This is a genomic window from Variovorax sp. PBS-H4 (genome assembly GCF_901827205.1).
Lineage (GTDB): Bacteria > Pseudomonadota > Gammaproteobacteria > Burkholderiales > Burkholderiaceae_C > Variovorax.
Genome location: NZ_LR594676.1, coordinates 68130 through 83465 on the forward strand (window position 1 = coordinate 68130; position 15336 = coordinate 83465).

At 64.8% G+C, this 15336-nt stretch carries 9 protein-coding genes; 5 read left to right on the plus strand and 4 right to left on the minus strand.

The features are described 5' to 3' along the window. Positions 1-552: 552 nt before the first annotated feature. On the plus strand, positions 553-651 hold the full coding sequence (locus E5CHR_RS30865; protein WP_443083140.1) for an Lsr2 family DNA-binding protein: 99 nt from the start codon (positions 553-555) through the stop codon (positions 649-651). A 1146-nt stretch (positions 652-1797) separates the two neighbouring features. Here E5CHR_RS30865 and E5CHR_RS30870 read toward each other — a convergent pair. From E5CHR_RS30870 to E5CHR_RS30880, 3 genes are all read right to left on the minus strand, one after another. Beyond that, positions 1798-6798 (minus strand): LamG-like jellyroll fold domain-containing protein, encoded by a 5001-nt coding sequence (locus E5CHR_RS30870; RefSeq protein WP_162584046.1) that lies wholly within the window; start codon positions 6796-6798, stop codon positions 1798-1800. 74 nt (positions 6799-6872) lie between these two features. Further along, positions 6873-7295, minus strand: a complete 423-nt coding sequence (locus E5CHR_RS30875; RefSeq protein WP_162584047.1) for a nuclear transport factor 2 family protein — start codon at positions 7293-7295, stop codon at positions 6873-6875. A gap of 95 nt (positions 7296-7390) precedes the next feature. Continuing rightward, a complete protein-coding gene (locus E5CHR_RS30880) occupies positions 7391-7954 on the minus strand; it encodes a TetR/AcrR family transcriptional regulator (RefSeq protein WP_162584048.1) in 564 nt (187 codons plus the stop codon). A gap of 1053 nt (positions 7955-9007) precedes the next feature. On the opposite strand from E5CHR_RS30880, the gene E5CHR_RS30885 reads away from it, so the two are divergent. Then, positions 9008-9682 (plus strand): polysaccharide deacetylase family protein, encoded by a 675-nt coding sequence (locus E5CHR_RS30885; RefSeq protein WP_232062348.1) that lies wholly within the window; start codon positions 9008-9010, stop codon positions 9680-9682. Between the two features lie 34 nt (positions 9683-9716). Here the strand turns inward: E5CHR_RS30885 and E5CHR_RS30890 are convergent, their stop codons facing one another. Further along, entirely contained in the window at positions 9717-12398 is a 2682-nt protein-coding gene (locus E5CHR_RS30890) for a helix-turn-helix transcriptional regulator (protein WP_162584049.1), read from the minus strand. A gap of 168 nt (positions 12399-12566) precedes the next feature. On the opposite strand from E5CHR_RS30890, the gene E5CHR_RS30895 reads away from it, so the two are divergent. From E5CHR_RS30895 to E5CHR_RS30905, 3 genes are all read left to right on the plus strand, one after another. Further along, positions 12567-13421, plus strand: coding sequence for an alpha/beta fold hydrolase (locus E5CHR_RS30895; RefSeq protein WP_232062349.1), 855 nt, complete (start codon positions 12567-12569; stop codon positions 13419-13421). Beyond that, positions 13421-13708: a hypothetical protein gene (locus tag E5CHR_RS30900; protein ID WP_162584050.1), complete on the plus strand. Its 288-nt coding sequence runs from the start codon at positions 13421-13423 to the stop codon at positions 13706-13708. Before E5CHR_RS30895 ends, E5CHR_RS30900 begins: the two co-directional genes overlap by 1 nt. Positions 13709-13844: 136 nt before the next feature. After that, positions 13845-14348 carry a DUF1453 family protein gene (locus E5CHR_RS30905; RefSeq protein ID WP_162584051.1) on the plus strand — a complete coding sequence of 168 codons (504 nt, stop codon included), beginning with the start codon at positions 13845-13847 and terminating at the stop codon, positions 14346-14348. Positions 14349-15336 lie beyond the last annotated feature (988 nt).

The following is a 15336-nucleotide window of genomic DNA, read 5'->3' on the forward strand; positions in this document are numbered from 1 at the left end:
GCCCTCGGATGGCTTCTCGAATAAGGAGACGTCATGAGAAATGCCCTGGCCCTGATAGTGGGTCTCGCAATCGCGATGGGTGTGTGCCTCGCCGCCGGTTGGGCCGTGGGGCTACCCTGGACTAGAAGCGCCACAATAGGAGCGGTCGTCTGCGCCGTGATCTTTGTGCTGTGGTTCTCCCTTGTCCGAAAGGCAAACCAATCGCAGCGCTAAGGGCGAGGCGACCTGTCTAAATCTGATTACTCGGGTCTTCGGTGACTCATCCTTCACCAGCCTTGAGCTCCGCGACGTCACCCCGTGTACGTCGAACAGGGGCGGTACCTGGTAAAGGATCAGACAGACGAGGGCTGAGATGTCGGACCGAACCCCCGCTCTTACCAAGGAGTGGGGGTTCGGTGGTCTCACAGGGTGCGCATCACTTGCCGCACGCTGGTGAGGCCGCGGGGTCCGCAGTGCTGCGGAAGACCAACCTGATCTGGCCATGAGCGGGGTAAACGATCCTTTAACGGGCCGGATCGAGACACTCTCGACCGCTGCTCAAATCAAGAGGACATAGCTCAGATCCGGGCCTGGGCGGTTGAGAACGGTCATGAGGTCGCCGACCGCGGCCGGCCGCCGCAGGTCGTCCTGGATGCCTACTACGCCCACTGACCTGCAGCAACTTCGTGGTTCGGTGAGACCTGTTGCCCCGCAATAGGTCTCACCGATAATCTAGATTATGTAAGCGAAAGCAGTGCGGATGTCATCTGATGCCGATCTCGCACTCCTCTGATCACGCCGTGGCCGCCGATCCGGGATCTCGATGCTGGCGACCGCCGTGAACTGCAAAGGTTGCGGATGAGCCTGGTAGTGCCAGTCCGGTCGTTGACCGTCGTCAAGCCGTGGGTCGACACCGAGCGCCGGATCCTCCCTTGGCTCGCTGACCTGCTTCGCTGAGCGGGTCTCGCATCAGATGCGAGATTCTCGCGGTCGCCGCGATCCGTCGAGAGAGCTGCGAGTAGCGATTGCCAACAGCAGCGGCGCTCGATCTCGCAAGAACAACGCTGCCGACCGACGGCAACCTGAGCCCTGGGGTTCGTCACCTGCACCCGTCTGACATGCACCGTTGCCAGTAACAGAGCTATGACGGCGGTCGGTCGGCGAGGCGGCTGTCGTGAGCGGTGGCTACCTGGCGTCGACGGTGCACCAGCGCCACTAGACCAGCTCCGACCGCGGTCGCCACCAATCCAGCTGCGGTGAGGCTTCTTGCGGCGAAGCCGGTGGCGGCGAGCTGGCCGTCGACAGATCGGGTGGGAAGGGCAGAAGCCGTTGATCGGGTGGGGGACGTGGTGGGCGGAGTGGAGGTGGTTGGCGGGGAGGTGGCACTGCCAGTCGGTGGTGGGGTGATCTGGGTGCTGGGGGTGGGGGTGGGGGTGGGGGGAGCTTGGGGCTCGGCGCCGAACACCATCACTAGGCGGTTGTGGCCGGACGGGTGGTCCCACCGGGCCAGGACGATCTCGCCGAAGGTCAGGACTTCTAGCCAGGTTCGGGATGTCGGCGCCCAGTACCCAGCTTCGTGGTCGAAGGTGAGGACTCTCCCATCGGCGGTTCGGGTCCAGGCCCGTTCTGGGCGCTGGCGTGCGAGGTCGGTCGGGGTTGCGTGGTGCACCCTCAGCTGCGACAGCAGTGTCACCTCGGGTACCGCTGCGGCTGCAGGTGGGGCCACGGTTGTGGTGAGAACTGCGGTGGCGGCTGTGGCCGCGGCCAGGGTTGCGGCAGCTCCGGCGAGGAAGGTGCGTCGGGTGAGCGAGGAGGCGGTCATTGGAGTCCGCCCAGGACATTGCCGATCCAGGAGATGACGTCGCTGGTCTCGGAGGTGACGGCTTTACCTGCCAGGAACGCCTGTCCGGGTGGGGAGTCGACGTCGAAGGCGTAGAGGCCGAGCTCGACCAGGTTTGACATGGCGGCGAGGGTGTTGGCGGAGATGACCATGCCGGGCCCTTTTCCGTTCGACAGGTCCCGATAGCCGCTGTTCCACACTCCCGCGTAGACCGCGGACATGACGAGGAACACTGTGCCCCAGGTGACGTCACGGCCAAGCTGGTATTGCTGACCGTCGGGCGGGAGCGAGGCGGGGACGTAACTCATCGCAGATGTGTTGCCGATGATGGGGATCGATTGGACGGCCCAGAAGACCCAGTCCTTGGTCTCGAAGGCACTATTGCTCTGGCCGACCGCCGCTCCCAGTGCCCAGTTGATCGTGTCCACGGCGATGTCGGTCACCGACCAGAACTGCGGAATGCCGGGCAGAGCCGAACCGTACTTAGACATCGTGTAATACAGGCTCGTGGTGTCGATGACGGTGGCGGCCGTGCCGGACAGGAAGCCGGCCATGGCGAGCAGTATGGCTTTGCCTTCACCGTTGTCGTTGTCCGGGATGGTGGAGTGGCCTGTCTTGACCTCCAGCAGAATGGTGGAGGGGATGGCGATGATCAGGCAGATCAGATCCAGCAGGGTGAGCTGATCACCGCTGATGGCCTTCCACAGATCGGACAGGAACGGTATGTGGATGGGTGTGTCCAACCATGCCACCAACTGGTCCAGGACGGCGACCAGGAGGTCCAGGATCGCATCGCCGACTTCAGCGGCGAAGGAGATCACCGCGTCGGCAACATCTTTGAAGATCACGAGCAGATCGGTGAACGCTGTTCCCGCAATGGAGGACGGGTCCTTCAGTTTGTCCGAGGTGGCGTCGACTGCTGCGCGGATCTCTGCCGGGAGCGCCACGAAGTCGGTTTGGATTGCCGATTGGCAGGTGGCCTCGAACTTTTTCCAGGCCTGCACGATGATGTCGGCGTTCCAGCCCTGGTTGTTGACGCTGGTGCCGCTGCCGGCCTGCACCGAGCTGGTGTCGGCGCCGGCGGCGTTCTCCTTGAGCTTTTGATGCATGAAGGTGCAGGAGGTGGAGTTGTTGTGCCCGCCGGTGTTGTAGGCGGTGTCGGGATCGCCGTTCCCGGCGGCGGTCTGGCCCGCCAGTTGGCCGGACAGGTTCGTTGCCGTGGCGGTCAGTTGCGTGGATCCACCTTGTGCCTGCAGTGCGGTGAAGGTCGCGCCGATGTCGCCGGCAGCGAGGTTGGCCTGCAGCTGCTCGGTGAACCCGGACCCGTCGACCGGGTTGGTGATCGCCTCCTTGATGATGACGTGGTTCTTCTTGATGCTGTCCCAGTCGAACAGTGCGGACAAGAACTGCACCACCCGTCGCACGTCCTGGTCGGCATCGGCCAGGACTGTTCGGAAGAACCCGCCGACGACGGTGACGGCGTCTTCCAGGGAGTTGATCGTGAACTTGTACGCCTGTTCCACCCCTTGGATCACCGTTTCGGCAGCGGACTCGGTGGCCTTCACCGCCATGGTCACTACCCGGTCCACACCTTTGACCACCTTGTCGGCGAAATCTTTGATGTCTCCGAAGATCCCCCCGACCGCGAGCTGCCCGGCCCACGCCACGACGTCGGAGGGGTAGCTGTTGACATAGGTGACGTTGGTGAGATCGGTGAGGTCCACCGTGAAGGTCGAATTGTTCCCGACATAGGGTCGGGTGCTTGCTTCGTCGCTCGATGCGGAGAACAGCACATTGGCTACCGGGCCGCCGGCACGGACGAATCGGTTGTCGTTGGCGCCGGACAGCAACGGAGCGTTCACTGCTGGCGACAGGTTTCCCAGCGTGTTGCGGATCGACTGGGCGACGTTGTCCAGCGAGCCGTTGGTATTGGTGACGAGACTGGCTGCGATGAGCGGGGTTCCGTCGTAGGCCAGAGCCGTGTCCAGGTAGGTCGTGCCGGGAACCGGTACTGGCGGGGTGGCACCGCCGACGGTGGCCAGGGTGGTGAGCTGCTCGTGGTCGGGGTAGATCACGATGGATTCGTCAGGGGCCATGAAGTTCGCCCACGCCCGCAGCGCTGGGCAGCCGAGATCCTGGTGGGCTTGCGGGTTTCCGCTGGTGTCCCAGGCATTGATGGCCAGGGTGAGTTGGCCGTTGGCGTCCGAGATGAACCAGGCCGGTGTGGTCGGGTCGATGCCGATCACCGGGCCCTGGTTGACGATGGTCAACGAGTCGTCGGCCCAGACCTTGATGGCTTGGCCGGCCCTGGCTACGCCTTGACCGTCGCGGATGGTCAGTGTGACGCGGTAGGAGGTGTTGTTGCCCTGCGCTCCACCGGTCGCGGGGTAGGTGAAGTCCTCAACGATCAGTTTGCTGGCGACTGAGAACTCGCGGATGACGGCGGCCATGTTCACCGCGTACACGCTGGACAGGCTGTAGAAGTAGACGGTTCCGTTCTGGACACCCGCCTGGACGAACAGGATGGTGTCGGCGCTGGGAATCTCGTAGGCGAGCACATCGTTGCCCTGCGAGGCGGTGTCGACTGCCAGGAAGGTGGGCACGGCGTTCAGACCGTCGCCTTGGTTGGCGAAGTAGAGGATGCCGTCCTCGGCCAGCAGGTCGGTGGTGATCGGGGCGCCGGTGTCGATGCGCCACAGTTCGTCACCGGTCCCGGCGTCCAGGGCGTAGAGGATGCCGTTGTCGCTGGCCACGTACAGGCTGGAACCCAGCAGCACCGGTTGTCGGGCGCGACCCGAATCGGTGTCCAGGACGTGCTGCCACTGCAGGCTGCCGTCGGAGAAGTCCAGTGCAACAACCTGGTTGCCCAGCGGCACGTACAGCGCAGACGGCGCCAGCGTGAGGTTCCCGGTCGGTTCCCCGGTCAACGGAACGTTCCAGGTCGAGTCGACAGTTTGGGCGGTGCTGGTGGTGTCGTAGGCAGCGACCGTTCCGACACCTCCCTGCCCGACCGCGGTGAAGACGATGTCGCCGTACAGGATCGGATCGCAGAGCATGCCGGTGGGAGTGTTCGGCACCGAGGGCAGGAAAGTGGTCCGTACCCGCACCGGGTCGGTGGAGGTGCCCCAGGCCAACCCGCTGGTGAACGCGTCGATAGCTACCCCGACGCAGGCGCCATCATCAAGGGGGACCGGGCGGGTGAGAAAGGATGCCGCGTCGAAGGTGACTGGGGCGGCACCGATCAGTGCCCCGGTGTCGGTGTTCACGATGTGGATCTCGAGCTGGGTGTTCAGCTGCACGTCGGAAGTCACACCGACATACGCCGCGGCCGGGGTGATGGTGACCGCTCCGGCGACGACTGCGTCGTCGTGCCACTGGCTGAGCGGTTTCGCGTCGTAGGTCCAGGTCACCTGTCCGGTCTGGATGTCGACCGACTGCAGCTGTGCGGCCGGCGCGGCGGTCGAACCGTTCGCCGCACACAACACCCCCAGTGGGGAGTAGGACGGGCCGATCGGGGACGAGCCCGGGACCGCGTACACCCAGGCACCGGCGGGAAGCGTCTGCGACGGCAGGTTGGTCACGATGACCGGGGCACCACCGTTGTCGAATACCGGGGAGCCCTGCTGCGCCACGTTCCTGACGAACAGACCGTTCGGGATGGACGGATCGCAGTCGGTGAAGTTGATGAGGATCTGCAGATCTGTTTCAGTACCGGTCAACGTCGCCCAACGGTAGGCGGCGATCTGGGCGGTGCTGCGGGCTTGCATCCAGAACCTGACGTCATAGACGAGGCCGACAAATCCCGGGGGCAGTGCTGGCGCGCCCCCCACCCCGAGGTAGTTCAGGACCGCGGTGCCCGTCGTTGACGCGGTCAGCGGATACGTGTCCGGGCAGGCGACCCCGTCCTTGTAGAACGTGACGTATCCGGCCGCCAACACCACGGCGACATGATGCCACTGCCCGTCGGAGATCACGCGGAGATCGGTGGAGGTGAAGCTGTCGTTCCCGAGGCTGAAACTCAGCTGATCTCCTCCTTCGTAGGCGAAGGTCATCGTCGGTCCGTTGAGCACGCTGGAGTGGAACAGCAACTGTTTTCGGGCGCCGTTCCCGGAGTCTGTAGCCAGCTGGATCCACATCTCGATCGTGGATGCTGCGCTCGAGACGAAAAGGTCCATCGGGATCTCGATAGAGGTGGCCGCTGCGGTGATCTGCAAAGCGCAGGTCGGCTGGGGTGTGTCCAGCGTGATGATGTCGACCTCGTTGTACAGGCCGCCGTACCCACCTCCCACCGCGTTGACCGTCGAGTTGCTGGCCGCGTCGAAACTGATCGAGGCGGTCAAGCCGGTGGTCGAGGGGTTGGTCGTCCACCGGGAAAGCTGGATGTCGGTGGTGTCACGCGCGACAGACCAAACTCGCAGGTTCCACATCTCACCCAGGAACCCCTGCGCAGTGCCCAGTCCGGCACCCAATTGCAACTGTCCGGTCGCCGTCTGCGGGCTCCCGACCGGAATCGACTCGACGGTGTCCACACCGTCTTTGAAGAAAGAAATGTTCCCGTTGAAGAAGACGACGGCGATGTGATGCCACTGCCCGTCCGTGACCGGAGTGGTGTCGGTCGACGTCCAACCCGGTCCCTCACCACCCGCGCTCCAGAAGACACTCAGCTGATCGTTGCCGATGCTGATCCTGGGACTGGCGCCAGGGGAGTTGGTACCGATGAAGATGGTCTGGTCCTCTTTGGCCGAGGTGCGAATCCAGCCTTCGAAGGTGGCTTCGTCGGTCGAGACACCAGTACCCCACGAGCCTTCCACCACGGCGTAGGCGTTGGGTTCACGGAAGTTCAACACCGAGGCGTTCAGAGCTCCCAGTTCCTGCTGCCGGCGGAGCTTGCCCCCACGGGGCAGCATCGCCTGTCGACGGATCTCCGGCAGCAGACCCGGCACCGTGGTTGGCAGGTCGAAGATGGTGGGTTCGGTCATGATGGTTCACCTCGGGCAGGTGGGACGGGTTGGGGGTAGTTCTGGTGTGGATCGAACTCGGATCCGGTTCGGTACTAGCTTGGATCAGCGAACAGCTCGTGCACCTTGCTCTGGTCGTAGTAGCCCACGACCTCCTGCACGAGCCCGTTCTCCACCCGCATCGACCAGCAGTAGCGCATCGAGTAGTCGCAGCCGTTGTGGCCGATTCCGCCGACACCACGAAACTCCACCACCCCCCACTGCCCCTCGGCCGTGATCCGCTCGACCACCGGCTCCGGCCACCGCGCCAACCGCGCAGCAAGCGGTCGGTAGACACCCTCGACGTAGGCAGCCAACCCTCGAAACGTTCCGGAGACTGGGGAGTCGCCGGTAGCTGTCCAGGTCACATCCTCGGCAAGCCCCGCCAGAAACAGGTCAGAGGAGAAACCGGCGTCACTGAGCCGCGAAAACCAGTCCCGCAGGACCGTCCCCGCATCGCCCTGCACTGAAGCCGACACGTGCCACACTCCTGGATCTTGATCTTGACCTAACGGACATTAGGTCATCGATGCCAGCAAGGGAACCCACCGGACAAAACTCATCAACTCGACTGCTAGCTGGTTCCATCGGAGCGGACGCCGGACCGCAGCAGGGCCTCACGGATCAACGTGGCATCGTCCGGCCAAGCAAACCTCGGATGCGCCGGCGGCAGATCGGCGATGCCGTGCAACTGAATCCACACCCCGGTTGCAGCGTTGCGAGCCTCAACCGACAACGGGTCTAAGCCCAGGACGCTCGCCATCGCCGCTACCAGTTCGGTGAAGGACTCCCCAGCCTCGTTGTGCACATCCTGCAAGGCCGAGGCTCCAGCGCGGGCGAACAGCACCCGGTACAGACCCGGTGAACGCCGCGCGAAGCCGACATAGTCGAGCGCGAACTGTTCGATCTGCTCCGCAACAGCCGCGGTCCGGTCCCGATCGACGGTGATCGCATGCAGATAGGCCTGCCAGGCCCTGGTCACCACCTGGCTGCAGATCTCCTGAACGTTCGGAAAATGCAGGTAGATCGAGGGCACCGCGACCCCCACCCGGCGAGCGATCCCGCTCAAGGTGACACTAGATTCGTCACCCGTCTCGTCGATCACAGCCGCCGCCGCAGCCAGGATGTCCTCAGCCAACTGGCCACCTTCGCCGCGCCGGCTCCGCGGACGAGAAGCCCGCGATTGAACCCCTGCCCTCGACGGCATCCCTCTTCCTCCCATCCTGGAACCAGTCATCTCTCGACAGGTTGCCAGGAAGTACCCGCTCTCGTTGATTGCTACCACTCCGACCTGGGGAACTGGCTCGAGGATTCTCGGCCAGACCTGCTGATGTGCGATGTGGTGAGTGATGTCGTGTCCAGCGAACCGATCTGTCAGCAGTCAGTTCCCGCGGTTGCCGGTGGGGCAGGAGGGCTGATCAGCGTGAGTCGCGACGAGCATGATGACTCACCGCAACCCTGCCGGTGCGGTGGGCATCATGGGCGCGAGAAGGTACTGGGCCGAAAACTGTGGTCGACGACCTCCCAACCGGCTTAACAGCCCAAGTGCGATCTGGCTTGGCCTGTGAGTCCCGCATCTCAGCAAACTGGTTGTGACGGGCTTGCGCCGTCGCCGATGTCAGACCCAGCAGACCGAAGGTGACCACCCGACAACATCACGACCTTGATCCGGTGCCGCGCAGACCAAACCATCATCGCCACGGCCACGGCAGCGGAATGTCGGCCCGTGAAGAATTCCCAGTTCAGAGTTGTGGTCGACCCCCAACCTCGGCGAAAGCGCCAACGAGGGTGGGACTGGGAATTTTCCCTAGGGTGTTGGAGCGGCCGCCTTCATAGCGTCGAGAACACGGTGCCCATAGCCGCTCGACGACCAGAAGGAACGACCATCTTTACTCACTCCCGGCGGCTCGGCCGAAGCCGCTCACTCTGGTCCGGGCTTGCCTGCCTGGCACTGCTACTGCTGAGCGCTGCCTGTGCCGCGCAGCCCTTTTCAGGCGATGGTCGCAGAGGCGCTGACTCACCGGGACCGCCGGGCCGTCTCGACCCCTCCGGGGTGACCGTGCCGCCTTTGACCTCGACGGTCCCCGAGCCCCAGTTGCCGGCTCCGGCACCGGCACCGGCACCGGCACCGGCACCGGCACCGGCTGAAACTTTGCTTACAAGTCTATTGCCGACCGCTGTCGAGCCGACGGTGACATCGCCTGTTGTGCCTGAGGTTGCGGAGCTGCCCGGTGAGCTTGCCGACCTGATGCCACCGTACGACACCGTGCTGGGGTATCACGGGGACGCCCAGGTCGCTTATCTGACGTTCGATGACGGACCGGGCCCGTACACCTCGCAGGTTCTGGACATTCTGGCCGAACATGGTGTCCTGGCAACGTTCTGTCAGGTCGGGAACCACATCGACGATTACCCGGAGACGCAGCGGCGGCTGATCGCTGCCGGCCATACTGTGTGCAACCACAGTTGGGACCACCCGTCCGGTCTCGGTGACGCGCCGGCCGAGGTGATCGATACCGAGATTGCCCGCACCGAGCAGGCTTTCGGGGCTTACGGCGTGCGATCGCATTGGTTCCGGGCCCCCGGTGGTGATTTCGGTCAGACGACTGTTTTGCGTCAGGTCGCCCAGGCCCGCGGCGTGCAGCCGTTGGGCTGGGCCGTTGATTCACAGGACTGGCGAAAGCCCGGAGTACAGGCCATTGTCAACAATGTGATGTCCAGGATTGAACCCGGGGCGATCGTGCTGCTGCACGATGCTGGTGGCGTGGACCGGGAACAGACGGTGCAGGCGTTGCCCGTGATCATCCGAGCGCTGCAGGACGCCGGTTACCAGTTGGCATCGCTGCCGCCTAGCGGACTTGGATGAGCAGAAAGACGTTCTAACAACGCATGTCGTCAGATCAACCGCCGGTGAGCCGGCGCCGCAACTCGCGTCGTCCGGACAGGTGCAGCTTGCTGTAGATGTTTCCGAGGTGGTACTCGATTGTCTTGGGTGTCAGGTACAGCTCTGCGGCGATCTCGTTGTTCGTCATCCCTTTTGCGATCAGGACGGCGACGTCCTGTTCCCGCTCGGTCAGTCCCAACGCCGGAGAGGCCGGCTGATGAAGGCCGGCTTCTGCCAGTTCGGCGTCGCAACGGGCGATAAACGGCGCGGCCCGCAAGGTGACGAACAGCGACCTCGCACGGGTCAGCCTGTCGATGCCTTCGCGGCGGTGACCCATCCGCTTTTCCAGACCTCCACTGCTGTAGAGCACTTCGGCCACGGTGAAAGGCGAGGTTGCCAGGCCGGGCTCGGACAGTTCCCGGTCGTAGGCTGCGGCAGCTGCCGCAGCATCACCTCGCGCCTGAGCCAGGCGCCCGGTCAGCCACCCCAGCCGGGCTGGCCCCGGTGCCTGCGGGAGTCGGCGCACCATCTCCCGGTAGGTCCGCAGTTCTGCTTCGGCTTCGTCGAGTCGGTCCAGCTCAGTCAGCGCTGTGATGGCGGCGATCATCAGCCACCGGTAGGAACGGACTGCTTGCAGTTTCAGCAGGGGAGCGGCGCGCCGCACCGGTGCGATGACGTCCAGCACCTGGTCGTAATCGCCCCGCACCAGACAGAGCTGTGATGCCGCCGATGCCGTCAGGCCGTCACCCTGTGTCGAACGGATCCGGCTGTTGGCGCGTTCGGCCTCGTCGAGATGTGACTGGGCCAAGTCCCATTGGCCGCGGTTGGCCGGGACCATGGCGGCCGTCGCGTGGGCCAGGGCCGACAGCCAGGGCCTCTCGCCGGTATCGGCCAGGGTGCAGGCAGCGCCGGCGTCCACGGCTGCGGCGTCCCAGTCGCCGAGGAGGTAGTGACCGAGAGAGCGCTGCAGGTGCGCCCGGTCCAGCATGACCGAGGGACGCCACCGGTGGCTCAGTGAGATGGCGTAGGTCAGGTCCTGGACCGAGGCTGTGAGATCTCCGTGGAAGTACCGGATCATGCCGCGGGCGGCGAACTGGTCGGCGTCGGCGCTTTCGCCACGGTCGGGCGGGGTCATCGGATCCAGGATGTGCATTGCCCGGTCGATCTGACCGGACTGCCATTCGCCGACCGCTCGCATGGTGGACAGACGTACCTGCGTTTGCGTTGGCAGGTCTTGGTGCAGCGACGCGACACTGTTCACTGCGTCGAGGATCTCGTTTCCTTCGTTCAGACTGGCATGCATGCGTGCCAGTTCGATCGCTGCCGATGCCGCCAGGTCGGCGTCGCCGGTGGCCTTGGCCTTGTCGATCGCAGCCCGCAACAGGGGCCCGGCATCGGTGATCTGCCCGTTGTCGCGGGACAGCAGGCCCAGTGCGTAGCTGCGCAGCGCACTGTTGCGCGCTTGCCGGGCTTGTGGCTCGAGTGCGGCGGCGGCGGTGAGATCGAACGCCTCCAGGCTGTCACACAAAGCGTTTAGTACCAGAGTCTCTCGCTGTTCCGGGTCGGGGCTCACCGTGCGGGCCATCATCAGGTGGGCCGCGGCCTGCCCGGGGCGGCTGGAGCGACGTGCCGTGTCAGCTTGGGCCACCAGCTCGTCGGTCAGTTGCTGGTCGGGTTGTGGCGCGGCCATCACGCGGTGGGTCAGGGCTCGTAGGCCGGTGGTCGCTGCGGCTGCTCGCCGGTGAAGCGTGCGTTGCCGTAGGAGGGGGATGTGGTCGTGGACGGCGTCGCGCAGCAGTGCGTGGCTGAACCGGACCAGGCCCGGCGGTTCCAGGACCACCATCCCGATGTCCGTACCTGCTTGTAGGGCCGCGAAGGTGTCCCCGGTGCCGGCGACGGTGGCTAGGACGCTGGGCGAGGTCGGTTCGGCCAGGACCGCCAGCGCTTCGATCACGCCGACGGTGTCCGGCGGGAGCCCCCGCAGCATCTGCCGCGCTGCGCCGGCCGGTGACACCGTTCGCGGCCCTGTTGCGTCCGGGGCCGCGAGGTTGGCGAGCACCAGCAGGGGAACCCCGCCTGTGGCACGAACGATGTCCGCGGCCGAGGGCAACGAGACCGGCTGTTGCTGTGTGTCGATCAATTCGAGAACGTCTGCTTCGGACAGAGGCGATGGTTCGACGACTCGGGCGAAGGCTGGATCTGCCAGGAGTGACCCCCATGGGTCGGGCGATGTGGAGGTCCGGCGTGCGATCACCACCAGGATGCGGTCCGAGCGCAGACGTCGCAGGGCGAAGCGGACGGCGTCAGCCGACCCGGTGTCCATCCAATGTGCGTCGTCGATCACCAGAACACCGGTGGTGTCGGTGTTCTGCTGCTGTCCGAACCAGTGCAACAGCCGCCGCGCCACCGACAGTACCGATTCGGCCGGGTCGATCAGGTCGCCGATGATCAGCCCGGCCAGGCCGAACTCGATGACCTGCTCGTGTTCGTCGCACGTCACCCGCGTGACCGCGACTTTCCTACCGTCGACATGATCTGCTGCCCCGGCCAGCCGGCTCAGCAAAGTCGTCTTCCCAATACCAGCGACACCTTGGACGATGACCAGCTGTGGCTGTGATTGGGCGGCCAGCATCAAAGCCGCCTGCAGCTCGGCACGCTCGGTCGCCCTGCCGACCAGGGTTGGCGCCGGTGCTGTCATGACCGAACTTGTATCAGGCGAAAAGGAACGTACCCGACACCGGTACGGATGGGGCTGAGTCCCCGGTGCACGACTAGGGAAATTCCCCGGGGTGTTCCTCACCGGCCGGATCCAGACTGGGCTACGAGCGGGATGTCACCGCCATCTTGATCAAGCGGAGGTCGCGGCGTGCCGGACGAATGTCGATGGACCACCCTCGGGGTGCGGATGCGACAGGTGCGTCGCCGTCCGGGGGAGTTGAACTGGTTGTTCTTCCCCGGCGGGCCCGGGCTGGGCTCCGAAAGCCTGACTGAACTTGTTGAGACCGTCGACGTGCCCGGGACGAGTTGGTTGGTTGACCTGCCGGGTGACGGGTCCAATGTCGGCGCACCCGGGGCGCCCCGCAATCCATACAGCTTGTGGCCCCAGGTGTTGTTGGAGGCGGTGGCTGCGGTTCCTCAGCCGGTATGCGTCGGCCACGCCGCCGGCGGCGAACACCTGCTGTCGGTGTCGGAGCTTGAGGGCTATCTCCGCGGACTGGTGCTGATCAGCGCAGCACCCGACGCCGGCTGGATGCCTGCTTTCTCCACAATGACCCAGGACAACCCGCTGCCTGAAGCGGCTGCGGCGACCGACCGGTACAACCGCCAGCCGGGCGACGACACCTTGCGTGACCTCGCCGTCGCGAGCGCCCCGTGGAATTTCACCGCCCAAGGGTTGGCTGCCGGGCGAGATCTGCTCAGTCGCCTGCCGTACAACTCGGCGGCCGTGGAGTGGTCATCAGCCCATGTCGACCGGACCTACGTGTCGGCTTGGTGGCCGGAGAACCTGCCCACGCTGATCCTCAGTGGGCAGGACGACCGCACCGTCACCCAAGACCTGTGGGCAGATCCGCATTACCGCGCAGACCACGTCCTGCACCATCAGATCCCAGCCGCTGCCCACTTCCCCTGGATCGAACAACCCGACGCGGTCCGCGCCGCCTTCGCCGAGTTCACCGCCGCCCTCGCCGACCCGGCGACACCAGTAGGAGCACGCAACTGATGGACGGCATCTTCCACAAGAGCAGCCACGCCGCGGCGCAAATAGCAGCTAGCGACCGCGCGGGCGACAGGAAACCCGCCCTGCTGCTCGTCCACGGCGCGGCCGACGCTGTAGGCAAGACCGCAGTTTTGTACGAGCTTCATCGCCCCTTCGAAGGGCACGGACCGTTGAAGCCTGTCGGGATCGGGACCGGCTTCACTGCCGATCCGGTGGCGCAGCAGTGGGAGTGGTCGCACCTGGAGACCACGATCCGGGTGCGTGGTGCGCCGACGTACGCAGGCCGTTGAAGTCCACTGACCTATTCCCCTGAGTCGTCCCAGGTGCTTGACCTGACCACCTGAGCACGATCGGTAACAGCAGTTCAAGCCGCATTGTCCGGCCCATTCCCTGCACTATCCACGCCCCGCCGAAAGGACCCATGCCATGACCGTCTACGAGATCGTGATCTTGGTTGCGATGGTCGGTTACGCCATCTTCCGCCAGACCCAGTTCCACGAGGTAGTGGGTGACACCCGTTTCAAACTGGCCATCATCTACGGCATCGTGGGTCTAGCGATGGGTGGCTACCACGTGCCGAACGGGCGGTGGGAGATCATCTTTCTCGCCACCAGTCTGCTGCTCTCCGTCGTCGTCGGTCTGGTGCGGGGCAAATACACCCGAGTCTGGGCCGACCAAGGACGCGTCTACAGCCAGGGAACCGCTTTCACCATCTCCCTTTTCGTCGGACTCGTGGCGGTCAAGTTCACGATGGGCACCCTGGCCTACTTCAATGGGCTCAGTGACAGCGGCCGTTTTGGCGAGATCCTGCTCATGATCGCGACAATGGTCGCCTTCCAGGCCCAGATCATCTGGCGCCGGGCCCAGCCGCTCGGGGCGCGGACATCAGAAAAAGCCCAGCCCACTCGCTCCCACACGACCACCCCCTGACCACCGTCATGCACGAGAGCTCCTCCTGCGACAGCACTTCGGCCGAGAATCCGTCCATCGCGTTGATCGCCGCGGACCCAGCGCTACGCGACCGGCTCGACAGCGAACGGCGGCTGCTTATCGCGGCAGCGGACCGGGCAGTCCTAGAGGGCTGGCCACCACCCGGAACCAGACCAGCAATCGTGCTCTACCCCTGGGGATGGACCGGATGGACTGTGGCTCTGGACGGGGGACGCAGGCTTCAGGAGATAGGGGTGCACCACCCCGACCTCAGGCATGCCCCTGGCCTGACGTGGCAGTTGTGGCCCAGTTGGCTGGGATCTGCCGTCCTGGTCGGGCTCCCCGGTGGACTGCTCCTGTCCTGGTGGCTCGTGGGCGGGCCGCAGCAACCGGGAAGCAGTCCCGTCATCATCGGGTGCCTTCGCTCTGCGTCGCTGCCGGTGCCTGCCTGCATCGTCTTCTGGGCCGACGCGATCTCCGAGCATTCCCCGACCGCCGGATCCGCGGCGACGAAACACATTTCGCGCTCGTATGCAGAGCTATCACGCTCGCGAACAAGGTGATCGCGTCAGAGAAACCCGCGTCGTGCTGCGCCGAACGAGGGGTCGGCGCAGACGGCGAACAAGAAGCCCTGGCTCGGTCTATGCAACAACACCTATGGACATTGACCAGTGGCAATAACGGTCCCGATCATCCGTCCCGCCTGCATGATCTGAAGCAGATGGTGAGTGCGATGACCGAACTGGACGACACACCTGACGAGCACCATCACCCCTGAGCGGGTCTTGGATCTCACTGGATCGGCGCCGCCAAGATCGTCCGTTTGTCCGGACGCTTCCTATGTGCCCGCCGGCAAATCACAGCTGCGCCCTTCACCCGCAGGAGCGCCAGCCAACCAAGGCCTGGCGTCGGCAGATCCGGGCGGCTTGGTGCCGAGGGCCGGCAAAGCAGCGCCGTCGAGACCCCCAAACAACAACCGACCACGTCA

What these genes read in the sequence shown, in the direction of transcription:
- E5CHR_RS30870 (WP_162584046.1), bottom strand. Translation starts at nt 6,798, where the DNA reads ATGACCGAACCCACCATCTTCGACCTGCCAACCACGGTGCCGGGTCTG.
- E5CHR_RS30890 (WP_162584049.1), bottom strand. Translation starts at nt 12,398, where the DNA reads ATGACAGCACCGGCGCCAACCCTGGTCGGCAGGGCGACCGAGCGTGCC.
- E5CHR_RS30900 (WP_162584050.1), top strand. Translation starts at nt 13,421, where the DNA reads ATGGACGGCATCTTCCACAAGAGCAGCCACGCCGCGGCGCAAATAGCA.
- E5CHR_RS30905 (WP_162584051.1), top strand. Translation starts at nt 13,845, where the DNA reads ATGACCGTCTACGAGATCGTGATCTTGGTTGCGATGGTCGGTTACGCC.